Source organism: Streptacidiphilus sp. EB103A (assembly GCF_041261405.1).
Classification (GTDB): domain Bacteria; phylum Actinomycetota; class Actinomycetes; order Streptomycetales; family Streptomycetaceae; genus Streptacidiphilus.
In genome coordinates, this window is record NZ_JBGCAQ010000002.1 from 306,326 (window position 1) to 328,076 (window position 21,751).

The 21,751-nt window shown below is 73.3% G+C and carries 13 protein-coding genes and 2 pseudogenes; 7 read left to right on the forward strand and 8 right to left on the reverse strand.

The window, feature by feature from the left end; genetic code table 11:
- Positions 1 to 145: 145 nt before the first annotated feature.
- Positions 146 to 829 carry a CBS domain-containing protein gene (locus ABH941_RS04340; RefSeq protein ID WP_370127205.1) on the reverse strand — a complete coding sequence of 228 codons (684 nt, stop codon included), beginning with the start codon at positions 827 to 829 and terminating at the stop codon, positions 146 to 148.
- A 245-nt stretch (positions 830 to 1,074) separates the two neighbouring features.
- Between ABH941_RS04340 and ABH941_RS04345 the strand changes: the two are divergent.
- Positions 1,075 to 2,953 (forward strand): annotated as a pseudogene (locus tag ABH941_RS04345) (GAF domain-containing protein).
- A gap of 43 nt (positions 2,954 to 2,996) precedes the next feature.
- Here the strand turns inward: ABH941_RS04345 and ABH941_RS04350 are convergent.
- The 4 genes from ABH941_RS04350 to ABH941_RS04365 form a co-directional block, all read right to left on the reverse strand.
- The gene (locus ABH941_RS04350; protein WP_370127206.1) at positions 2,997 to 3,716 is read right to left on the reverse strand and encodes a response regulator; all 720 of its coding nucleotides are present in this window, start codon (positions 3,714 to 3,716) and stop codon (positions 2,997 to 2,999) included.
- Between the two features lie 135 nt (positions 3,717 to 3,851).
- Positions 3,852 to 5,951 (reverse strand): APC family permease, encoded by a 2,100-nt coding sequence (locus ABH941_RS04355; protein ID WP_370127207.1) that lies wholly within the window; start codon positions 5,949 to 5,951, stop codon positions 3,852 to 3,854.
- A gap of 202 nt (positions 5,952 to 6,153) precedes the next feature.
- A complete protein-coding gene (locus ABH941_RS04360) occupies positions 6,154 to 6,987 on the reverse strand; it encodes a universal stress protein (protein WP_370127208.1) in 834 nt (277 codons plus the stop codon).
- A gap of 30 nt (positions 6,988 to 7,017) precedes the next feature.
- A complete protein-coding gene (locus ABH941_RS04365) occupies positions 7,018 to 8,028 on the reverse strand; it encodes a hypothetical protein (protein WP_370127209.1) in 1,011 nt (336 codons plus the stop codon).
- Positions 8,029 to 8,328: 300 nt separating this feature from the next.
- On the opposite strand from ABH941_RS04365, the gene ABH941_RS04370 reads away from it, so the two are divergent.
- The 4 genes from ABH941_RS04370 (at position 8,329) to ABH941_RS04385 (ending at position 14,818) form a co-directional block, all read left to right on the forward strand.
- Complete coding sequence (locus ABH941_RS04370) at positions 8,329 to 10,692, forward strand: phosphoketolase (RefSeq protein WP_370127210.1); 2,364 nt, start codon at positions 8,329 to 8,331, stop codon at positions 10,690 to 10,692.
- A gap of 61 nt (positions 10,693 to 10,753) precedes the next feature.
- Complete coding sequence (locus ABH941_RS04375; protein WP_370127211.1) at positions 10,754 to 11,788, forward strand: nitroreductase family protein; 1,035 nt, start codon at positions 10,754 to 10,756, stop codon at positions 11,786 to 11,788.
- 108 nt (positions 11,789 to 11,896) lie between these two features.
- A complete protein-coding gene (locus tag ABH941_RS04380; RefSeq protein ID WP_370127212.1) occupies positions 11,897 to 12,748 on the forward strand; it encodes a universal stress protein in 852 nt (283 codons plus the stop codon).
- A gap of 141 nt (positions 12,749 to 12,889) precedes the next feature.
- Positions 12,890 to 14,818, forward strand: coding sequence for a PAS domain S-box protein (locus ABH941_RS04385; protein WP_370127213.1), 1,929 nt, complete (start codon positions 12,890 to 12,892; stop codon positions 14,816 to 14,818).
- Here ABH941_RS04385 and ABH941_RS04390 read toward each other — a convergent pair.
- From ABH941_RS04390 to ABH941_RS04400, 3 genes and pseudogenes are all read right to left on the reverse strand, one after another.
- A pseudogene (locus ABH941_RS04390) lies at positions 14,752 to 16,454 on the reverse strand (putative PEP-binding protein). The gene ABH941_RS04385 and the pseudogene ABH941_RS04390 sit on opposite strands and share 67 nt — an antisense overlap.
- Before the next feature lie 39 nt (positions 16,455 to 16,493).
- Positions 16,494 to 17,204, reverse strand: a complete 711-nt coding sequence (locus ABH941_RS04395; RefSeq protein ID WP_370127214.1) for a CBS domain-containing protein — start codon at positions 17,202 to 17,204, stop codon at positions 16,494 to 16,496.
- Positions 17,205 to 17,210: 6 nt separating this feature from the next.
- Positions 17,211 to 19,949: a GNAT family N-acetyltransferase gene (locus tag ABH941_RS04400; RefSeq protein WP_370127215.1), complete on the reverse strand. Its 2,739-nt coding sequence runs from the start codon at positions 19,947 to 19,949 to the stop codon at positions 17,211 to 17,213.
- Positions 19,950 to 20,230: 281 nt separating this feature from the next.
- Between ABH941_RS04400 and ABH941_RS04405 the strand changes: the two genes are divergently transcribed.
- Positions 20,231 to 21,001: a CBS domain-containing protein gene (locus ABH941_RS04405; protein ID WP_370127216.1), complete on the forward strand. Its 771-nt coding sequence runs from the start codon at positions 20,231 to 20,233 to the stop codon at positions 20,999 to 21,001.
- Positions 21,002 to 21,030: 29 nt separating this feature from the next.
- A complete protein-coding gene (locus tag ABH941_RS04410; protein ID WP_370127218.1) occupies positions 21,031 to 21,711 on the forward strand; it encodes a CBS domain-containing protein in 681 nt (226 codons plus the stop codon).
- The last annotated feature ends 40 nt before the right edge of the window (positions 21,712 to 21,751 follow it).

Here is a 21,751-nt window from a genome sequence, read left to right on the forward strand (position 1 = left end):
GGTCCGGCCGCATACCCCCTTCACTGTGGCGGAGCGGCGCGGATTCCGGCAGCCGCCGATGGTCCCTGTCCCTAAGACAACGAAGTGGGGTGCGACGAGGCCTCGGGCCCCGCCGTACCCCACTTCCGGACTGCGCTGCCTATGCTCAGGGGGCCAGACCGCTTCGGGCGGCAGCCGGTGTGTCGTCGAAGCGGTAGCCGAGCTGGTCGACCACCGCGATCACTCCGTCCACGCCCTTGGCCAGCTGGATCAGGGCGTGCGCGACGCTGCGGTGCTGCAGGGTGCCCGACAGGGTGACCATGCCGTCGGCGACCTTGACGTCCAGCTGGTCCGGGGACAGGCCCAGGACCCGGCCGACGACCTCGTGGCGGATCTCCTCGCGGATGGCCTGGTCGTGGCGCAGGAAGACGCGCAGCAGGTCGCTGCGGCTGACGACGCCGATCAGCCGGCCGGCCTCGTCGACCACCAGCAGCCGCTTGAAGTGCCGCTGCTCCATCACCCGGGCGGCCTCCACGACCGTCCACTCCGGGCGGGCGCATACCGCGGGGCTGGTCATCAGTCCGCGTGCGGTGGTGGCCTCGCTGCGGTCGCGGTCGCGTGCGGACAGCCGCGGCTTGGGCAGCAGTCCGTTGGGGTCCTCGCCGGCCGCTTCGTGGCGCAGCAGGTCCGCCTCGGAGACGACACCCAGCGGCCGGTCCTGGTCGTCGATGACCGGGACGGAGGTGATGTCGTTGCCCGCCAGCAGCTGGGCGATCTCCTTGAAGGGGGTGTCGGGGCCGACGCTCACGACGCCCGGCGTCATCAGTTCTCCCACGATTCGGTGTCGCATCGTCAGATTTCCTTCCCGGTAGCGGTGGTCAGCGGGTGACTGGACGGGGTTCGGCCAGTTCCTGTTCCTCTTCCACTCTCGCCGGTGCGGCGGGTCCCGGCATGGGCCGAGGGACCCGCCGCAGCCGCCGATCGGCCCCCTTGGCACCGCGTCGGCAAGGCTCGGCACGGCTCACCATCAGGGCCTTGACCCGCTACGGTGACCTCCGACAGGTCTCGGCATATGCAGCACTGTGGAGGTAGCCCGTGAGTGGGGAAGAGGCGACGGCCCGGTTGCCCCAGCTTCGCCTGGACGAGTTGTTGGGGGAGCTGCAGTCGCGGATCGACGCGGCCCGCGGCACCCGGGACCGGGTGCAGAGCCTGCTTGAGGCCGTGATGTCGGTGGGCCGTGAGCTGGACCTGGCCCAGGCGCTGCGCCGGATCGTGGAGGCCGCCGCGGTCCTGGTCGACGCCCGCTATGCGGCTCTCGGCGTGATCGGCCCGGACGGGGAGACCCTGTCGCAGTTCCTGACGGTGGGGCTGGACCAGGACCAGGTCGACGCGATCGGTTCGCTGCCTTCGGGGCACGGGATCCTGGGCGAGCTGATCCGCCACCCGGAACCGCTGCGGCTGACCGAGCTGTCCGACCACCCCGCCTCACACGGCTTCCCGGCCCATCACCCGCCGATGCACACCTTCCTCGGGGTCCCGGTACGGGTCCGCGACCAGGTGTTCGGCAACCTCTACCTGACCGACAAGAACGGCGGCCAGGACTTCGACGCCGACGACGAGGCGGTGATCGCCACCCTGGCGGTGGCCGCCGGCGTGGCGATCGACAACGCCCGGCTCTACGAGGAGGGCCGGCGCCGGCAGAGCTGGCTGCAGGCCGGCGCGGAGATCACCCGCAGCCTGCTGTCGGGCCAGGAGCGCCTGGAGGTGCTGCAGCTGATCGCTCAGCGCGGCATGGACATAACCGGGGCCGTGCTCGCCGACGTCACGGTGCCGGTTACCGGTACCGACCAGCTCGTGGTGGAACTCGCCCTGGGTGCGGACGCCCCCGCGCGGCTGGGGCTGACCATCCCGGTCAACGGCACCCTGTCCGGTGCCGCTTTCGCCGGCGCTTCTCCGGAGACCAGCGCGGATCTGCGCACGGATCTGCGCTTCCCCGCAGGGCCGCGCAGGTTCGAGGGGATGGGGTCGGGGGGGGGGGGGGGGGGGGGGGGGGCGCCCCCCCCCCCCCCCGGGGGGGGGGGGGGGGGGGCCGGGGGGGGGGGGGCGGGGGCGGCCCCCCCCCCCCGCCGGGCACGGGCGCCGGCTCCGGCCCGCCCCCGCGGGCCCGCGGGGGGGGGGGGGGTGGGGGGGGGGGGGGGGGGCGCGGGGGGCCCCGCCCACCGCCGAGATCCAAGGGGTGCTGCTGCTTGCCCGGGCGGTTGGGGAACCCGTCTTCACCGCCGAGGAGATCGGGCCGCTGCTGGGTTTCGCGGACCAGGCCGCGCTGGCCATGGAACTGGCTGTGCGGCGCAGGGATGCCGACCAGCTCGCCCTGCTGGAGGACCGCGACCGGATCGCCCGCGACCTGCACGACCTCGCCATCCAGCGGCTCTTCGCCACCGGGATGACCCTGCAGAGCGCCGCACGGTTCATCGAGCACCCCGGCGCGTCGGAACGCGTCCTCCGGGCGATCGCGGACCTGGACGAGACCATCAAAATCATCCGGACCACGATCTTCGGGCTGCGCGCGCGGGAGGCCCAGGGCGGGCAGGCCCTGCGGGCGCGGGCTGCCCAGGCGGTCGGGGAGGTCCAGCACCTGCTCGGCTTCGCCCCCCGGTTGAGCATGGAGGGCCTGCTCGACACCGACGTGCCGCAGCAGTTGGCCGAGGAGGTGATGGCGGTGCTCGCGGAAGCACTCAGCAACACAGCCCGCCACGCGCAGGCCACCCGTGTCGAGGTGGCCCTGCAGGCGACCGCCAAGGAAGTCGTCCTGACGGTGAACGACGACGGAGTAGGCATGCCCCCCGCGGGGCGGCGCAGTGGGCTGGCCAACCTGGCCGAGCGCGCCGGACGGCTGGGAGGGTCCTTCGAGGCGTCCGCGGCGGCGGAGGGCGGCACCCGCCTGGTGTGGCGGGCGCCGCTGGAGCGGTCCTAGCCGGCCCGCAGGGGCCGGGTACGGGTCTCCGCCCGGGTGACGGTCAGGCGCGGGGGCGGCCCGTCGCCGACGCGCTGCGCGCGGCGTGTTCGTTGGTCTGGGTGGCGATGACCGCGGCCTGGACGCGGCGCTCCACCCCGAGCTTGGCCAGCAGCCGGGAGATGTGGTTCTTGACCGTCTTCTCGGCCAGGAACAGCTGCTGGCCGATCTGGCGGTTGGTGAGTCCCTCGCCGATCAGGGCCAGGATCTCGCGCTCGCGCTCGGTCAGGGCCGAGAGGGCGTCCGGAGGCTGCTGGTCCTTGACGGCGTCACCGCGCATCCTGGCCATCAGCCGGGTGGTGGCGCCGGGGTCGAGCATGGACTGGCCGGAGGCGACCGTGCGCACCGCGGCCACCAGGTCGGTGCCGGTGATCTGCTTGAGGACGTAGCCCGAGGCGCCCGCCATGATCGCGTCCAGCAGCGCCTCCTCGTCGTCGAAGGAGGTCAGCATCAGGCAGGCGAGCTCCGGCATCTGCGAGCGCAGCTCCCGGCAGACGCTCACCCCGTCGCCGTCCGGCAGCCGCACGTCCAGAACCGCCACGTCCGGGCGCAGGGCCGGCACCCGGACCAGGGCCTGGGCGACGGTGCCGGCCTCGCCGACCACCTCCAGGTCCGGCTCGGCGTCCAGGAGGTCGTGCACACCACGGCGCACCACTTCGTGGTCGTCCAGGAGGAAGACCCGGACGGGTCCCTTGGACTTGGCTCCTTCAGTGCTCTCCGGCATGGCACGACTCCGTGTTCCTGGCTCGGTCCGCTGCGGCGGGCTGTAGTGAATCTTTCCCTGCCACGGGACTCAGGACCAGGGCCGGTCGGCCCCATTTGCGGTGGCGCTGTCGCGTCGTGCCGGGCGCAGCAGCCCTCAGAGCCCGGACGGGGGCCGTTCGCGCACGGTGGCCAAGGAGGCGAGGGTGTGCGGTTCACCGCGGCGGACGGTGCCGGGGGCCCGGCGGGCCGGATGGTCGGCGTGGTGGGAGGAGGTGAGCTGCCAGGGGACGCTGATGACCATGACCCCGGGTGTGAAGAGCAGCCGGCTCTTGAGCCAGAGCGCGGACTGGTTGTGCAGCAGTTGTTCCCACCAGTGGCCCACGACGTACTCGGGGATGAACACGGCGACCGCGTCTCGGGGACTGGTACGGCGGAACTCGCGGACGTAGCCGACGACCGGTCGGGTGACCTCGCGGAAGGGCGAGTCGAGCACGTGCAGCGGGACGTCGATGTCGAAGTCGGCCCACTGCTGCTCCAGCCGTGCCGTGGCGTCGGGTTCCACGGAGACGGTCAGCGCGGTGAGGGTGGTGGTGCGGAAGGCCTGGGCGTAGGCCAGGGCCCGCAGGGTGGGCTTGTGGACCTTGGCGACCAGGATGATGCCGTGGATCTGGGCCGGACGGACGGAGTCGGCGTGCGGATCCTGGACCGCCAGCTCCTCGGCGACCCGGTCGTAGTGGCGGTGGATGCCGGGCATCGTCGTCCACAGCAGTAGTGCGGCGACCACGGCCAGCCAGGCGCCCTCGGTGAACTTGGTGATCAGGACGATCACCAGGACGAGCGCGGTGACGCAGGCGCCCACCGTGTTGATGGCCCGTGACCTCATGGTCGAACGGCGTGCGCGGGGGTCGGCCTGGGTGGCCAGGACCTGGTTCCAGTGTTTGACCATGCCGAACTGCGAGAGCGTGAAGGAGGTGAAGACGCCGAGGATGTACAGGTGGATGAGGCTGGTGACGCTGGCATCGTAGATCCAGAGCAGTGCTGCGGCGACGACCGCCAGGGCCAGGATGCCGTTGGAGAACGCCAGGCGGTCGCCCCGGGTGTGCAGCTGGTGCGGCAGGTAGCGGTGTTCGGCCAGGATCGAGGCCAGCAGCGGGAAGCCGTTGAAGGCGGTGTTCGCGGCCAGGATCAGCACCAGGGCGGTGACGGTCTGGATGCCGTAGAACAGCATGCTGTGGTTCCCGCCGAAGACGGCGGCGGCGAGCTGGGCGATCACGGTGGGCTGGGCGGCGGTGTGGCAGTCGCCCGGGAAGCCGCTGAGCCGGCAGGCGCTGTCGGTGATGTGCACCTTCGCGGTCAGGGCCAGCACGGTGATGCCGGCGAACATCGCCACGGCGGCGGTGCCCATCACAGCGAGTGTGGTGGCGGCGTTCCTCGCCTTGGGCACGCGGAACGCGGGGACGCCGTTGGAGATGGCCTCGACACCGGTCAGGGCGGTGCAGCCGGAGGCGAAGGCGCGCAGGGCCAGCAGCAGCAGGCCCAGCCCGGTCAGGGAGTCCTTCCCGGTCACCGGGACGATGCCGAACACCGCGCTGGAGGCGACGGGGCCGTGCCCCATCGCCACGCGGAAGAGGCCGGTGCCGACCATGAGCAGGATTCCGCCGATGAACAGGTAGGTGGGTGCGGCGAAGGCCCGCCCGGACTCGCGGACCCCGCGCAGGTTCACCGCCGCCAGCAGGACCACGAACCCCACTGCCATCGACACCCGGTGGCCCGCCAGCGAGGGCAGGGCGGAGATGATGTTGTCCACCCCGGAGGCGACCGAGACCGCGACGGTCATCACATAGTCCACCAGCAGCGAGGCGGCGACGACCAGGGCGGCGTTGGGGCCCAGGTTGCTGCGCACCACCTCGTAGGAGCCGCCGCCGCTGGGGTAGGCGTGCACGACCTGCCGGTAGGACAGCACCACCACCGCCATCAGCAGGACCACGGCCGCGGCGACCCAGGGGGCCAGGTACAGGAAGGCGGTGCCGCCCACGGCCAGGACCAGCAGGATCTCCTGGGTCGCGTAGGCCACCGAGGACAGCGGGTCGGAGGCGAAGATCGGCAGGGCGAGCCGTTTGGGCAGCAGTGTCCGGCCCAGGTCCTCGCTGCGCAGGGCCTGGCCGATCACCAGCCGCTTGAGGGCGTGGGCGGTGCGGGCCGCCGGTGCCGGGGTGTCGGAGGAGTGGTCCGGGGCGGGGGCGTCGACGGTCATGACGGGCAGTCAACGGCGCCGGGCGCGCCGGGCGCGAGGGTGTGCTGCTGCATGGCTCTCGTGCCTCCTGGAAGGGCGGGCCTCGGACGATAGGGTTTCCTCGCCCTACTGTCGGCCCGTCAGCACAGCGGTCCCCAGGGCCGTTCGGTCCCCAACGAGGGACCGCTGGGCCCGGGGGACCGCGGCCGTACGTCGCCCGTGGTTACGGCTCCGGCACCACAGCGACCGGGCAGGGGGCGTGGTGCAGGACCGCGTGGTTGACCGCGCCCAGTCCGAGGCCCAGGTGTCCGTGCCGCCGCCGGGCCCCGACCACGATGAGGTCGGCGTCGGCCCCGGCGGCCAGCAGGGCCGTGGCGGGGCCGCCCTGGAGCGCCTGCCGGTGGATCTTGATGCCCGCGGCCTGCGCACCCGGCAGGCTCATCGCGTCCAGCCGCTCCTGAGCGGCGGCCACCGGGTCGGGAGCGCCGGCCAGGAGCGGCCAGGCCTGGACGAGGTCGAGGCGGGCGTCCCAGAGCTGCGCCTCCGCCACGGCGAAGGACGGGGCGTGGCCAGGATGGTCGTCAATACCGAGGCCCAGCACGATCCGGCCGTTGCGGTGTCCCGGTTCCTGGACCGCGCCGGGCACGACGACCACCGGGTACGTGGCCCGTCCGGCCACCCGCAGGCTCACCGAGCCGAGCAGCAGCCCCGCGAAGCCGCCGTGACCACGGCTGCCGAGCACCAGGAGCGGTGCCAGCTGGTGCAGCCCCAGCAGGGCGGGAACGGTGTCCTCGGGGATGATCTGGGTCTGTACCTCGATCTCGGGGTGTCGGGTGGCGGCCCGCCGCAGTGCGTCGGCCACCACGTCGTCGGCCACGGCCCGGATTGACGTGGGGTCGCCTTCGTCCATCTCCGGGAGTTCGTAGCGCTCCCACAGGCAGGCGTAGACCACCAGGAGGCGCACGTCGCGACGCGCGGCCTCGTCCGCGGCCCAGTCCAGCGCGTGCAGGCTTGCGGGGGAGCCGTCGACTGCCGCGACGACACAGGTGATCGACATCTTCATCTCCTGGATGGCTGGTGGTGGAAGTCAGGGAGAACTCGGCTGCTGCGACGCGGCGATGCCCAGCTCGCACGCCCCGCGGGGGCTTGATGCCCCCTCGGGCCCGTAGCCCAGGCGGATCAGCAGTTGCACGTGTCCGTGTCCCCGGCGCGGGTCGCGCAGGGAGGTGCGGAGGTCGGGCCATTCCATCGCCTGGTGCAGCAGGGAACTGCGCAGCTGGTGGGCGGTGGCCAGCAGCAGCACGTACTGCAGGGCCTGACCGGTGCGCAGCCAGTCGACGCGGCTGTCGTGCGCGGTGGACAGGACGGCGATCAGCGGGTGCAGCTCGAAGGGGGCGGCCGGCAGCCGTGCGGCATACCGTTCGGCGGTGAAGTCGCGCACGGGGATGCGCTCGAAGGCGTCCTGGGGCCCGAGTGCCGCGGCCGGGATCCCGTAGGGGCCGGTCTCGGCGCGCAGCAGCCATTGCCGGCTCTCCTGGCTGCGGCTCGGGTCGGCCAGCGTGCGGTGCTCGGCCTCGGCGGTCAGGCCCAGCACCCGCCGCACCTCGGCTTCGGCGGCGACCTCGAACACCGCGCCCTCGACATGGGCGGCTTCGGCGAGCTCCGCGATGATGCCGGTGGGAACGGTGCGGGGGGTGAACGGCAGGCGGCTGCTGTGGCGGCGCCAGATCGCGTCGAAGAGATCCGGGCCGGCCCCGGCGCACGTGCCGCGGCTCTCGGAGAGTCTGACGGTGGCCAGTAGCTGCGGTTCGGAGGGATCGGCCAGCAGACGAACCGCAGGCTCCCAGCCGAGGTGGCGCGCGGCCACCCGCAGATTGAACAGACTGGCGCCGATGGAGACGTGCAGGGCGCGTCCGGAGGGGTCGATCGCCCGGAGCGCGCGCTCGGGAACCGCGCGCACCTCCAGGGTCGCGGTCTCCGGGCGGAGCCGGTAGCGCCAGGGCTGGGTGTTGTGGATGGAGGGCGCGGCCGCGGCCGCGGAGAGCAGCTGTTCCAGTGCTCCGGCGTCGAGCGGGCGGTGTGCGGTGCTGACGTTCATCGCGGCCTCCTCCGGGAGACGTGTTCTCATGTTGCCTGTAGCCCAAGACTGCCCCCTGCGCCGGGCCCGGGGATGGGCCGAACGGTCCCCGCCTTGCGGCCGAACAGCGCAACGCGGTGCGGATCGCGGCGGGAACGATCGGCCGGACAGGGCCTATCGGCCCTGGACCGAGGCCCCGCTCTTGGACCCGTTCGGCCCTGTGCCGGGCCCGCGGAGCCGGGGCAGTCTGGAGCGGACAGGTTCGGCCACCGTGCTGCGCCGCCTCCCGCCTTGTCCCTCTTCCCACCGGAGCGACCCGCCATGAACCAGTCCATCACCGACGCCGAGGTCCAGACCCTGGACGCGCACTGGCGTGCGGCCAACTACCTGGCCGTGGGTCAGATCTACCTGCTGGACAACCCGCTGCTGCGCGAGCCGCTGCGGGCCGAGCACGTCAAGCCACGACTGCTGGGCCATTGGGGTACCTCGCCGGGGCTGAACCTGGTGCACACCCACCTGAACCGGCTGATCCAGGCCCGCGGCCTGGACGCGATCTGCATCTGGGGGCCCGGCCACGGCGGCCCGGCGGTGCTGGCGAACTCCTGGCTGGAGGGCAGCTACACCGGCGCCTACCCGGACATCACCCGCGACGAGGAGGGGATGCGGAAGCTGTTCCGCCAGTTCTCCTTCCCCGGCGGCGTCCCCAGCCACGTCGCACCGGAGACCCCGGGCTCCATCCACGAGGGCGGCGAGCTGGGGTACTCCCTGGCCCACGCCTACGGGGCGGCCTTCGACAACCCCGGCCTGCTGGTGGCCTGTGTGATCGGCGACGGCGAGGCCGAGACCGGCCCGCTGGCCGGCTCCTGGCACGCCAACAAGTTCCTGGACCCGGTCCATGACGGTGCGGTGCTGCCGATCCTGCACCTGAACGGCTACAAGATCGCCAACCCGACCGTGCTGTCCCGCATCCCTGAATCCGAGCTGGACGAGCTGCTGCGCGGCTACGGCCACGAGCCGATCCATGTCACCGGCGACGACCCGATCACCGTGCACCGCGCGATGGCCGACGCCATGGACCGGGCCCACGACGCGATCACCACCGCCCAGCGCGCGGCCCGTGAGGAGGGCGCGACCGAGCGCCCGCGCTGGCCGATGATCGTGCTGCGCACCCCCAAAGGTTGGACCGGACCGGACAAGGTCGACGGTCTCCAGGTCGAGGGCACCTGGCGGGCCCACCAGGTCCCGCTGGACGGGATCCACACCAACCCGGAGCACCTGCGGCAGCTGGAGGCGTGGCTGCGCTCGTACCGCCCCGAAGAGCTGTTCGACGAGCAGGGCCGGCCCCGCGCCGAGGTGCTGTCGCACGTCCCCGAGGGCGAGCGCCGGCTCGGCGCCAACCCGCACGCCAACGGCGGGCTGCTGCTGCGCGATCTGCCGCTGCGCGAGCTGGAGCGCTTCGCCGTCCCGGTCGACAAGCCCGGCGCGACGATGCACGAGCCCACCCGGATCCTCGGCGACCTGCTGGAGCAGGTGATGGCCGACACCGCCGCCCGGCGCGACTTCCGGCTGGTGGGCCCGGACGAGACTGCCTCCAACCGGCTCCAGGCGGTCTACCAGGCCACCGGCAAGGCCTGGCAGGGCGAGGTGCTGCCGGTGGACGAGAACCTGGCCCGCGACGGCCGGGTGGTGGAGGTGCTGTCCGAGCACCTGTGCCAGGGCTGGCTGGAGGGCTACCTGCTGACCGGCCGTCACGGCCTGTTCTCCTGCTACGAGGCGTTCGTGCACATCATTGACTCCATGGTCAACCAGCACATCAAGTGGCTGCGGACGACCCGTCAGATCCCCTGGCGGGCCCCGATCGCCTCGCTGAACTACCTGCTCACCTCGCATGTCTGGCGCCAGGACCACAACGGCTTCTCGCACCAGGACCCCGGCTTCGTGGACCACGTGCTGAACAAGAGCCCCGAGGTGGTCCGGGTCTACTTCCCGCCGGACGCGAACACCCTGCTCAGCGTCGGCGAGCACATCCTGCGCAGCCGCGACTACGTCAACGTGGTGGTGGCCGGGAAGCAGCCCTGCTTCGACTGGCTCTCGCTGGACCAGGCCCGGGTGCACTGCGCCCGCGGCGCCGGGATCTGGGAGTGGGCCGGCACCGAGGACGGCAGTCGCGACCCGGACGTCGTGCTGGCCTGCGCCGGGGACGTGCCCACCCTGGAGGTGATGGCCGCCGCCCAGCTGCTGCGCGAGCACCTGCCGCAGCTCGCGGTACGGGTGGTCAATGTGGTCGACCTGGCCCGGCTGATGCCCGCCGGTGAGCACCCGCACGGGATGAGCGACAAGGAGTACGACTCCCTGTTCACCCCCGACAAGCCGGTGATCTTCGCCTACCACGGCTACCCCTGGCTGATCCACCGGCTGGCCTACCGCCACAGCAACCACGACCAGCTGCATGTGCGCGGCTACAAGGAGTCCGGGACCACCACCACCCCCTTCGACATGGTGGTGCGCAACGACCTGGACCGCTACCGCCTGGTCATGGACGTCATCGACCGGGTCCCCGGGCTGGCGGTGCGCGCGGCCGGGGTGCGTCAGCAGATGGCCGACGTCCGGGCCCGCCACCACGACTGGATCCGCGCCCACGGCACCGACCTGCCCGAGGTCGCCGACTGGACCTGGAACGGCTGACCCGCCGCGACGCCCGATACTCGAATCAGTACCAGCCTGTCCCCCCGAGGAGGGGATTCCCATGCAGAGCGACCCGACGCTGGACACCGCGACCGCGGAGGCCCTGGTCACCGCGGCGACCGCCGCGCCCTCGATCCACAACACCCAGCCTTGGCGGTTCCACCTGGACCGCGACAGCCGCACCGTCGAGGTGCACGCCGCCTGGGAGCGGGCGCTGCCGCTGGCCGATCCCGACGGCCGGGCCCTGCACGTCTCCGTCGGCGCGGCGGTGCTCAACCTCCGGGTCGCGGTGGCCCACCTGGGGTGGGAGCCCGTGCTTCGGCTGCTGCCCACCACCAGCGACCCGGGCCACCTCGCCTCGGTACGCCTGGCCGGACCGCCGCGCACGGCCGCGGACGGCGGCCCCGATCTCTACCCGTCCATCGCGCGCAGGCACAGCAGCCGGCTGCCCTTCACCGGCGAGGAACTGCCCGGCGCCGTCCTGGCCGAGCTGTTCGAGGCCGCCGGCGCCGAGGGGGCGGTGCTGACCAGCCCGGGGCCGGCCGAGTCCGCGCGCCTGCTGTCGCTGACGGCCGACGCCGAACTGCGCCGTACCGCGGCCCGGGACCGGCTCGAGGAGACCCGGTCCTGGCTCAAGGACTCGAACGAGGGTCCCTTCGGCATCCCCTACGCGGCGCTCGGCCCGCGCGACGCGCAGGCGCGCGTGCCGATGCGCGACTTCACCGGACTGGAACGCGGGCGGGCCGTGCCGCCGCCGCAGCGTTTCGAGGACCGTCCCCGCCTGCTGCTGCTCTCCACCGGCGCCGATCACCCGGCCGACTGGCTGCGGGCCGGAATGGCCCTGGAACGCGTCCTGCTGCTGCTGACGGCCCACGGACTGCGGGCGTCGCTGCTGTACCAGGCCCTGGAGTGGCCGGACCTGCGGTGGCTGCTGCGCGACCCCGGGACCTCCGGCGCGGGGAGTCCGCAGATGGTGCTCCGGGTGGGGTACGGGCCCGAGGGCCCCGCCACGCCGCGCCGTCCGGTGCCGGAGGTCCTGGCCGAGTCGCCGCCCGGCCGCCACCCGGCCGCGTCCTCGGCAGGCCCGGGCGATTGACGGCCCGCGGGGGGCGTTCCACGATCGGTACGGGCCAGGTCCCGGCGTCGGCACACCGTCGGCGTCGGTTCTTCGGCGTCGGTCCTTCACAGACGAAAGGAGTCGGTCATGTCGCACCCAGTGATCGTCGGAGCCGATGACGCGGCGAGTACCGGGGCCGCTGTCGACTGGGCCGCCGACGAGGCCGACCTCCGAGGCGCCCGGCTGCACCTGGTCCACGCCCGGCAGGGGGAGCCCGAGGGGCCCGGACCCGAGGACGCCGACCAGGCCCGGCAGAGCGGCGCGCAGATGCTCGACGCCCTGGTCCGTCGGGCGGCGGACCGGCACCCGGAGCTGCGGATCACCAGCGGCGCCGTCGAGGTGCCCCCGCGCGAGGCGCTCACCGCCCTCAGCGCCGAGGCCCAGCTGCTCGTCCTCGGCTCGCGCGGGCGCGGCGGGTTCCCCGCACTGCTGATCGGTTCGACCAGTCTCCACCTGGCCGCGCATGCCGCCTGCCCGGTGGTGGTGGTGCCGGGGAACGCCCCGGAGCCCGGCGCCGGGGTCGCCGTCGGACTGGACGGCCGCCAGGCCGACGACGAGGTGCTGGCCTTCGCCTTCGAGACCGCCCAGCGACGACAGCTTCCGCTGACGGCTGTGCACGCCTGGAGCTACCCGCTGATCAGGCTGTCCGGGCACCCGGCTCCGCCGGTCTACGAGCTCGGCCATGTGGAGGCGGAGGAGGCCCGGCTGGTCGCCGAGCTCCTGGCCGGGTGGCGGGAGAAGTACCCCGGCGTGCCGGTGGCGGAGGACATCGTCCGCTCCGGACCGGCGAAGCGCCTGGTGGCCGTCTCCGGGAGCCGGCAGCTGCTGGTCGTCGGCCGTCGCGGTACCCCGGACGGCCCAGTGGGCCGTCTCGGATCGGTGAGCCAGGCCGTGGTCCAGCACGCGAGGTGTCCGGTCGCGGTGGTCCCGGTCGGCTGATCCCGCCCTGGTCGTCCGCTGTGCGCCGCTGATCGCAAACGGTCGGTCCCAGGCAGGTTGGGGACAAACCGACGAAGGCCGGTCCGGTTCGTGCTGGGATGTCCTGCACGCAGAGTCGGGCGACCACAAGGCGGCAGCACCATGGCGACCACTACCGAGGAGCCCTTCAGAGCTCTGCTGGAGGCAGCTCCCGACGCCATGGTGATCGTGGACGACAGCGGGGTGATCCGGCTGGTCAACGCCCAGACCGAGGCCCTGTTCGGCTACCCCCGGCACGAACTGCTCGGCAGGCCGATCGAGATCCTGGTGCCGCACCGCTTCCGCGCCCAGCACCCCGGCCACCGGTTCGGCTACTCGGTGAACCAGCAGGTCCGCCCGATGGGCGCGGGCCTGGAGCTGTACGGGCTGCGCAAGGACGGCGCGGAGTTCCCGGTGGAGATCAGCCTCAGCCCGCTGGAGACCCCGGACGGGCTGCTGATCTCGGCCGCCGTCCGCGACGTCAGCGAGCGCAAGGCCGCCGAGGAGCGCTTCCGCGGACTTCTGGAAGCCGCCCCCGACGCCATGGTGATCGTGGACGACGCCGGTGTCATCCAGCTCGTCAACGCCCAGACCGAGACGCTGTTCGGCTACGACCGGGAGGAGCTGCTCGGGCGGCGGGTGGAGGTGCTGGTGCCGGCGCGGTTCCACCAGCATCACCCCGCTCACCGGCACGGTTACGTCGACAACCGCCGGGTCCGCCCGATGGGCGCGGGCCTGGAGCTGTACGGGCTGCGCAAGGACGGCGCGGAGTTCCCGGTGGAGATCAGCCTCAGCCCGTTGGAGACCCCCGACGGCACCCTGGTCTCCGCCGCCATCCGGGACGTCAGCGCGCGCAAGCGGACCGAGGACCAGCTGGCCGAGCTCTACGAGCAGCAGCGGCACGTCGCGCTGACCCTGCAGCGGAGCCTGATGGGCTCCCCGCCCCCGCTGCCCGGGATGGACACCTCCAGCCGCTACTTCCCGGCCCGTCAGGGCGCCGGAGTGGGCGGCGACTGGTTCGACCTGATCGCCCTGGGTGGCGGCCGGGTCGGGATCCTGATCGGCGACGTGATGGGCCGCGGCCTGGAGGCAGCCGCCGTGATGGGGCAGCTGCGCTCGGCCTCGCATGCCCTGGCCAAGACCGGTATGCCGCCCTGGCAGCTGATGCGGGCCCTGGACGCGGTGGTCAGCGAACTCCCCGACCAGCTGGTGACCTGCTGCTATCTGGTCCTCGACCCCGACGAGGGCCAGCTGACGGTGTGCTCGGCCGGGCATCTACCGGTTCTGCTCGTCGACCCGGACAGCCGTGTGCGCAGGCTGCCCGTGCCGGTCAGCGTCCCCCTGGGCGTGGGCGAGGTGCCGCACCAGGAGACCAGGCTGCCGGTGCAACCAGGATCGGTCCTGGCCCTCTACACCGACGGACTGGTGGAGACACCCGTCAGCGACATCGAACTGCAGATCGACGCGCTCAGCATCGCCCTGGAGAAGGCGGTGGCGGACACCGGCGGGCTGGAGGCCGCGGCGGACTCCGTACTGGCAGCACTGCTGCCCGACCCGGAGGACTACGCCGACGACGTGACCCTGCTGCTGGCCCGGATCCCGCAGGCGCCGGTCACCGCCGTGTCGGCGACGCTGACCGCTGAGCCGGTCAGCGTCGGCGCGGGACGGCGGTTCCTGCGCAACACCCTGAGGGAATGGGACTGCGAGGAACTCAGCGACACCGCCTGCCTGCTGGCCTCGGAGCTGCTGTCCAACGCGGTCCGGCACGCCTGCGGCCCGCTGCGGCTGCGGCTGCGACAGACGGGGGACGAACTGAGCGTCGAAGTGTGCGACGGCAGCCCTGTGCTGCCCCGCGCCAGGTCCGCGAGCCCGGAGGAGGAGTCGGGCCGCGGACTGGCCCTGGTCGACTGCCTGGCCGCGTCCTGGGGCACGCTGCCCACCGGGGACGGCAAGGCGGTCTGGTTCTCGCTGCCGCTGCGTGCTGGTCAGGCCGGCGGCTCGGCCCCGATGGCGGCGCGTCCGGCCTCCAGCCGGGCGACCGGGATGCGGTAGGGCGAGCAGGAGACGTAGTCCAGGCCGGTCCGGTGGAAGAAGTGCACCGAGGCGGGGTCGCCGCCGTGCTCGCCGCACACCCCGGTCTGCAGGCCCGGACGGGAGGCCCGGCCCTCGCGCACGGCGATCTCGACGAGTCGGCCGACGCCCTCCTGGTCCAGGGTCTCGAACGGGGAGACCCGGAAGACGCCCTGTTCCATGTAGCGGGTGAAGAACGCGGCCTCCACGTCGTCGCGGGAGAAGCCCCAGGTGGTCTGGGTGAGGTCGTTGGTCCCGAAGGAGAAGAACTCGGCGGCCTCGGCGATCCGGCCCGCGGTCAGCGCGGCCCGGGGCAGCTCGATCATCGTGCCGATCGGCAGTTCCATCCCGTTTCCGACCTCGGCCAGCACCCGCTCGATCTCGGTGCGCACCAGGCGCAGCTCCTGGACGGTGTCCACCAGCGGCACCATGATCTCCGCGCGCGGGTCGCCGCCCGCCCGCCGCCTGGCGAGCACCGCCTCGGCCACCGCGCGGACCTGCATGGCGACCAGGCCCGGCACGACCAGGGCCAGGCGCACCCCGCGCAGGCCCAGCATCGGGTTCTCCTCGTGCATCCGGTTCACCGCCTCCAGCAGCCGTTCGTCGTGCGGGTCCACGGCGCGGCCCTCGGCGCGTTGGGTGGCCAGGCGTACCGACAGCTCGGTACGGTCGGGCAGGAACTCCAGGGTGCGCAGATGGCCCATCAGTTCGCGGTGGCAACGGGGCGACAGGGTCGCCAGTTCCTGGAGCGCGACGGTGTTGCGGATGCCCGCGACCACGTCCTCGCCCTGCGCGTCGGACAGGTAGTCCCCGTAGGCGCCGCGCCGCGCCGTCCGGTGGCGGGGTCGCGGGTGAAGGCCACGCCGGTGCCGGAGTCGGGGCCGAGGTTGCCGAAGACCATGGCCTGCACGTTGACGGCGGTGCCCAGGTCGTCCGGGATGCCCTCGCGTCGACGGTAGATCCTGGCCCGCTCCCCGCGCCAGGACTCGAACACCGCCCGCACCGCCCCGGCGAGCTGCTCGGCCGGGTCCTGCGGGAAGTCGCGGCCGGTGTTCTCGCGCACGATGGCGTGGAACGCGGCGGTGAGCCGGCGCAGGTCGTCCGTCCCCAGCTCCAGGTCGGTGGCGGCGCCCGCCTCGGCGCGGGCCAGGTCCAGGGCGGCGTCGAAGAGCGCGCCGTCCACGCCGAGCACGGTGCTGCCGTACATCTGCACCAGCCGCCGGTAGGAGTCCCAGGCTGTGCGCTCCTGGCCGGTGGCCTTTCCCAGGCCCTGCACGGTGTCGTCGTTCAGACCCAGGTCGAGGATGGTGTCCATCATCCCGGGCATCGAGAAGCGCCCGCCCGAGCGCACCGACAGCAGCAGCGGGTCGTCCGGGTCGCCCAGGCGGCGGCCCATCCGCTGCTCCAGGGCGGCGAGGTGGCCGGCGATCTCCTCGGCCAGGCCCTCCGGCTCCTGGCCGGTGACCAGGTAGTAGCGGCAGGCGCGGGTGCTGACCGTGAAACCCGGCGGGACGGGGAGCCCCATCCGGGTCATCTCGGCGAGGTTGGCGCCCTTGCCGCCGAGCCGGTCCGCCTGGTGGCGGTCGCCCTCGGCGAAGTCGGACACATAGCGGGTCATGGCTTCCTCCTGCTGCTGGGACTGCGCGGACGCTGCTGCTCAGTGGTGGTGCGGGGGGTGGACGACGCCGTGGACCCGGTCCGGGCCGAGGTCGATCCTGCGGTCGTCGAAGGTGTAGCGGAGCTGGTCGTGCACGGCGACCACGCCGTCGACACCCCGGCACAGCCGGACCGCGACGGGCACCAGGGTCTGCCGTTCGAGGGTTCCGCGCAGGGTCACCACCCCGTCCCTGACCTCGACCTGGACGTCGGCGGGCGCGATGAGCAGGGTCTGCTCCAGCACCTCGTGGACGATCTCCTGACGGATGGCGCCGTCGGGGCGCAGGAAGACCCGGATGAGATCGCCGCGGCTGACGATGCCGGCCAGTACCCCGGCCGCGTCGATCACCGGCAGGCGCTTGATGTGGTGACGGTCCATCATCCGGGCCGCCTCCACCAGGCTCCACTCGGGCCGGGCGGCGAAGACCGTGGTGGTCATCAGGCCCTCGGCGGTCTCGGCCTCGGCCCGTTTCCGGTCACGCGGCCGCATCCACACGCCGGTCGCGCGGCCCTCGGGGTCCGGTTGCGCGGACTCCTTGCGCAGCAGGTCGGCCTCGGAGATGATCCCGATCGGTCGCTGCTGCGTGTCGACCACGGGGACGGCGCTGACGTCGTTGCGGGCCAGCAGGGCCGCCACGGCCTTGAACGGGGTGTCACGGTGCGCGGTGACCACCTGATGGGTCATCACGTCCTGAACGGTGCGGTGTCGCATGGCGGTTCACTCCTCGTGGGCGTCGGGCAGACGGCGGAGCCTGCGCAGGTAGGGGTCGGGGGCGGGGCGGGGTTCCAGCCGCAGCCGGGCGTCGACGCAGGCGATGCCGGACTTGGAGGCGATCACCGGGTTGAGGTCGACGTCGGTGAGCTGCGGCAGGTCGGATGCCAGCGCGCTGAGCCGGGACAGGAGGTCCTCCAGGGCATCCAGGTCGGCCGGCGGGGCGCCGCGGTAGCCGAACAGCAGCGGCGCCCCGTGCGGGCTGGTGAGCAGGGTGCGGATGTCGGTGGTGGTGAGCGGGGCGAGCCGGGCCGCGCGGTCGTCCAGCAGGTCCACGGCGGTGCCGCCCATGCCGAACAGCACCAGCGGGCCGAAGACCTGGTCCTGGACCATCCCGGCGAACAGCTCCGTGCCGGGGGAGGCCTGCGGCTGGACCACCACGCCGGCCAGCCGGTCGCCGAAGTCGCGGACGAAGCCGCGGTAGGCGTCCCGGACGGCCTCGCGGCCGTGCAGGTTGGTGCGGACCGCGCCCACGTCGCTCTTGTGGACCTGGCCGGGCCAGTAGGCCTTGAGGACCACGCGGTGCTCGTGCCCCAGCGGCGCCAGGGTGCCGGCCGCCTCGACGGTGTCGTGCAGATCGGTCGCCCAGGCGCTGGGGACCAGCGGGAGGCCGTAGCAGTCCAGCAGCCGGGCGGTGGCCACGGGGTCGAGCCAGCCTCCTTCGGGATGCTCGGAGAGGAAGCTGTCCACGACCGCCACGGCCGCCTTGCGGTCGATTCCCTCGGGCCGGGGGACGTCGGCGGAGGGCTGGGCGAGCCAGCGGGCCCGGTCGGTGGCGTGCGCCAGGGCGCGGGCTGCCGACTGCGGGTCGGCGTAGCAGGGGAGCCTGCCGCCGTCCTGGGTGGTCAGGTAGTCGACCGGGGCCCGCTGGTCCAGCCGGACCACCGCGATCGGACGGGTGCGCCGGGCCGGGGTGCTCAGCAGCTCTCGCACCGGGTCGGTGCCCAGGGCGGTCGGGGCCAGGCACAGCAGCACCGCGTCCACCGCGCCGCTGTCGGCCAGCAGGGCGACGGCGGTGGCCAGGGCCTCGGGGCTGACGGCCGCGGTGGTGTCCACCGGGTTCGCGGCACTGGACCCCTGGGGCAGCACGGCGAGCAGCTTGCGGGCCAGCTCGGCGGGCAGCTCCGGCAGGACCAGTCCGGACTCGGAGCAGGCGTCCGCGGCCAGGACGCCGATGCCGCCGGCGTTGGAGACCACGGCGACCTTCCCGGTGCTGCCGGGCAGCGGCTGGGCGTGCAACAGGGCGGCGGTCTCGACGAGTTCGCTGATCCCGGCGGTGGCGGTGATGCCGGCCTGGGCGAACAGGGCCTGCCGGGTCACGGTCGGGGTGGCCGCGGCCGCGGTGTGCGAGGCGGCGCCCCGGCGTCCGGCGGCCGAGCGCCCGGCGTCGACGGTCAGCACCGGAATGGTGCGGGTGACCCGGCGGGCGGTGCGGGCGAAGGCGCGTGGGCTGCCGAAGGACTCCAGGTGCAGGATCGCCAGCTCGGTGCGCCGGTCGTGCTCCCACCACTGGAGCAGGTCGTTTCCGCTGACGTCGTACTTGTCGCCGAGCGAGACGAAGCTGGAGACGCCGATGCCGAGCGCGTTCAGACGTTCCATCAGGGCGATGCCCACCCCGCCGGACTGCACCGCGACCCCGGCGCTGCCAGGGGCGGCCACCACCGCGCCGAACTGGGCGTCCAGCCGTACGGCGGGGTCGGTCTGGGCGATGCCGAGGCAGTTGGGGCCGACCAGGCGCATGCTGTGCCGGCGGCAGGCGTCGAGCAGCTTGCGGGACTGCTGCCGGTCCAGGCCGGAGGTGAGCACGACCAGCGCGCGCACGCCCAGGCGTCCGCAGTCCACGGCCACCTGGGGCACCTGGTCGGCGGGCACGGCCACGACGGCGAGGTCGGGGACGCCGGGAAGCGCGGCCACCGAGGGGTGGCACGGCAGGCCGTCGATGGTTGCGGCATGCGGGTTCACCGCCCACACCGGTCCCTCGAAGTGCCCCGCGCGGATCTTCAGCAGCACGGTGTGCCCCACCGAGCCGGCGCGTTCGGAGACGCCGACCACCGCGATCGAGCGCGGGTGCAGCAGCGGGACCAGGCTGAGGACGTCGGCGCCTGCGGCGCGCTCGTCCAGGGTGGCCAGATAGGTCTCGTCACGCTCGTCCAGGCGCACGACGACGCGTACTTCGGGGCCCTCGACGTGGCGTTCCACGCGCAGGCCGAGATCGTGGAAGACCTGGAGCATCGCCCGGTTCTCGCTCAGCGCCTCGGCCTCGAAGATCCGCACGCCGCGGTCGAGTGCCGCGTGCACCAGGTGCTCGATCAGCAGGGTGCCCACACCGAGGTGATGCCGGCTGTCGGCCACGGCCACGGCGATCTCGGCGACCATCGGCCGTTGGCTGTCCACGTCGTACTCGACCACCCCGAGCAACTCCTCCTCGCCCAGCCCGGCCGCGACGAAGCAGCCCAGCGCGAGGAAGCCGGCGCGGGTGGGCGCGCACAGGCGGTCGGCACACAGTTCCGGGGCGCGCCTGCTCATCGCGAAGAAGCGCATCCGCTGATTGCCCGGCGACATCCGGTTCGCGTGCAGGTCCAGCACGGCAGCGTGGTCGTCGGCCTCCAACGGGCGGATGGTGACCGTGCTCCCGTCGCTGAGCAGCGCGTCCGCGGCTGCGGGCTGTGACAGCGTCCTGACCATGGTGGGACTCCTCTGTGGCGTGGCTTACGGGCGGCGTGGCGTGCGGCTGTGCCGGCACATCTCACTCTCCGCCGGGCCGCCGCCACGGCACAGGGACCGATCGGCCCTACCCCCCTGCCGGTAGCCCCCGATGTCGCGGCCCGTACCGCGCCCGCGTCGCCGGTGACGCCGTCACCCCGCCGGGTGCCGTCCGGCGCGCGATCGGGGCCGTCCGGCCCCATGCCGTACCCCGCCGGCGCGCGCATCGTGAAGTCGAGGACGAGGGACAACGGGAGAGGGCCATGGCAGCGACACGGCACTACGACAGCACCGGGGCGGCGGCCCGCCAGCCGCGTCCCGCCACCGCGCGCATCCCCTGGGACGGACTGCCCCGGCACACCCCGGTCCGGGATCTGATGACCCGCCGGGTCGTCACGGTCGACCCCAGGACCGACCACGCCGGCATGGTCGCCGCGGTGGGCGACCACCACCACGACCTGCTGCCCGTGGTCGACGCCGAGGGCCGGGTGATGGGAATCGTCGCCGCCTCGGACCTGCTCGCCAAGCTCGCCCTGACCGTGCTGCCGCACCAGGGCATGCGGTTCGAGCCCCGCTGGGTCCGCGCGCTGCGCCGCAGGGGCGCCGGGGTCACCGCCGGCGAGCTGATGACCACCCCCGCCTGGACCGTCACCGCGGACACCAGCGCCGCCGAGGCCGCCCTGCTGGCCGTCCGCCACCGGGTCCACCACCTGCCGGTCACCGACGACCGGCGCCGGCTGGTCGGCATGGTCTGCCTCTGCGACCTGCTGGGCGCCGTGCGCCGGGACGACGCCGAGATCCGCTCCGAGGTCCTCTACCTCGCCGTCGCCGCGGACGCCGGAACCGACCGCGCCACCCTGCGGGTGGACTGCGACCACGGCCGGATCCTGCTCGACGCCCACACCACGAAGCGCAGCCAGGCCGGCGCCCTCCTGGACCGCGTCCGCGCCGTCGAGGGCGTCGTCGATGTCGCCGACACGCTGCGCTGGGACATCGACGACCTCGCCGTGCCGAGCCGCCCGCACCACCTCTGACCCACCGACCCAGAAGGAGCGAAGACGCCATGCCCACCCCCCGCAAGGTCCGCGACGTGATGACGACCGACGCCGTCACGGTGACCCGCCAGACCCCCTTCAAGGACGTGGCCGAGGTGCTCAGCCGGCGCCGTATCAGCGCCGTCCCGGTCGTGGACGGGAACGGGCTGATCGTCGGCATCGTCTCCCAGGGCGATCTGCTGCCCAAGGAGGCATACCGGGACCGCCTGCCCAGCCGGCGCGAGGTCCTGCTGCACCTGGAGGAGATCGAGAAGGCGGGCGGCACCACCGCCGGCGACATCATGACCGTCCCCGTCGCGGTGATCGGCCCGCATGCCACGCTCAGCGAGGCGGCCCGGCTGATGGCCCGCCGCCACGTCCACCGGCTGCCCGTCGTGGACGGCCGCGAGCAGCTGCTGGGCATTGTCAGCCGCGGCGACCTGCTCAAGGTGTTCCTCGTCAGCGACGAGCAGCTGAGCGCATCCGTGCTGGCGGAGCTGGCGCAGGCGATGCCGGACACGGACATCGGCGGCCTCACCGTCACCGTCGAGGACGGAAGGGCCGTGATCGGCGGCGTACTGGACGACACCGCGATGGTCCCCGTCCTGGCCCGGGTCGCCCGTGCCGTAGAGGGAGTCGTGGACGTCGACGTGCGCCTGGACCACCCGCACCGGACGGAACCGCCGCCGGACTTCCAGGCGCTGTACTGACTCCGCCGCCGCACCCGGCTGCTCGGCCAGCGGGCCAGGG

What these genes read in the sequence shown, in the direction of transcription:
- ABH941_RS04340 (WP_370127205.1), bottom strand. Translation starts at nt 829, where the DNA reads ATGCGACACCGAATCGTGGGAGAACTGATGACGCCGGGCGTCGTGAGC.
- ABH941_RS04350 (WP_370127206.1), bottom strand. Translation starts at nt 3,716, where the DNA reads ATGCCGGAGAGCACTGAAGGAGCCAAGTCCAAGGGACCCGTCCGGGTC.
- ABH941_RS04355 (WP_370127207.1), bottom strand. Translation starts at nt 5,951, where the DNA reads ATGACCGTCGACGCCCCCGCCCCGGACCACTCCTCCGACACCCCGGCA.
- ABH941_RS04360 (WP_370127208.1), bottom strand. Translation starts at nt 6,987, where the DNA reads ATGTCGATCACCTGTGTCGTCGCGGCAGTCGACGGCTCCCCCGCAAGC.
- ABH941_RS04365 (WP_370127209.1), bottom strand. Translation starts at nt 8,028, where the DNA reads ATGAACGTCAGCACCGCACACCGCCCGCTCGACGCCGGAGCACTGGAA.
- ABH941_RS04370 (WP_370127210.1), top strand. Translation starts at nt 8,329, where the DNA reads ATGAACCAGTCCATCACCGACGCCGAGGTCCAGACCCTGGACGCGCAC.
- ABH941_RS04375 (WP_370127211.1), top strand. Translation starts at nt 10,754, where the DNA reads ATGCAGAGCGACCCGACGCTGGACACCGCGACCGCGGAGGCCCTGGTC.
- ABH941_RS04380 (WP_370127212.1), top strand. Translation starts at nt 11,897, where the DNA reads ATGTCGCACCCAGTGATCGTCGGAGCCGATGACGCGGCGAGTACCGGG.
- ABH941_RS04385 (WP_370127213.1), top strand. Translation starts at nt 12,890, where the DNA reads ATGGCGACCACTACCGAGGAGCCCTTCAGAGCTCTGCTGGAGGCAGCT.
- ABH941_RS04395 (WP_370127214.1), bottom strand. Translation starts at nt 17,204, where the DNA reads ATGCGACACCGCACCGTTCAGGACGTGATGACCCATCAGGTGGTCACC.
- ABH941_RS04400 (WP_370127215.1), bottom strand. Translation starts at nt 19,949, where the DNA reads ATGGTCAGGACGCTGTCACAGCCCGCAGCCGCGGACGCGCTGCTCAGC.
- ABH941_RS04405 (WP_370127216.1), top strand. Translation starts at nt 20,231, where the DNA reads ATGGCAGCGACACGGCACTACGACAGCACCGGGGCGGCGGCCCGCCAG.
- ABH941_RS04410 (WP_370127218.1), top strand. Translation starts at nt 21,031, where the DNA reads ATGCCCACCCCCCGCAAGGTCCGCGACGTGATGACGACCGACGCCGTC.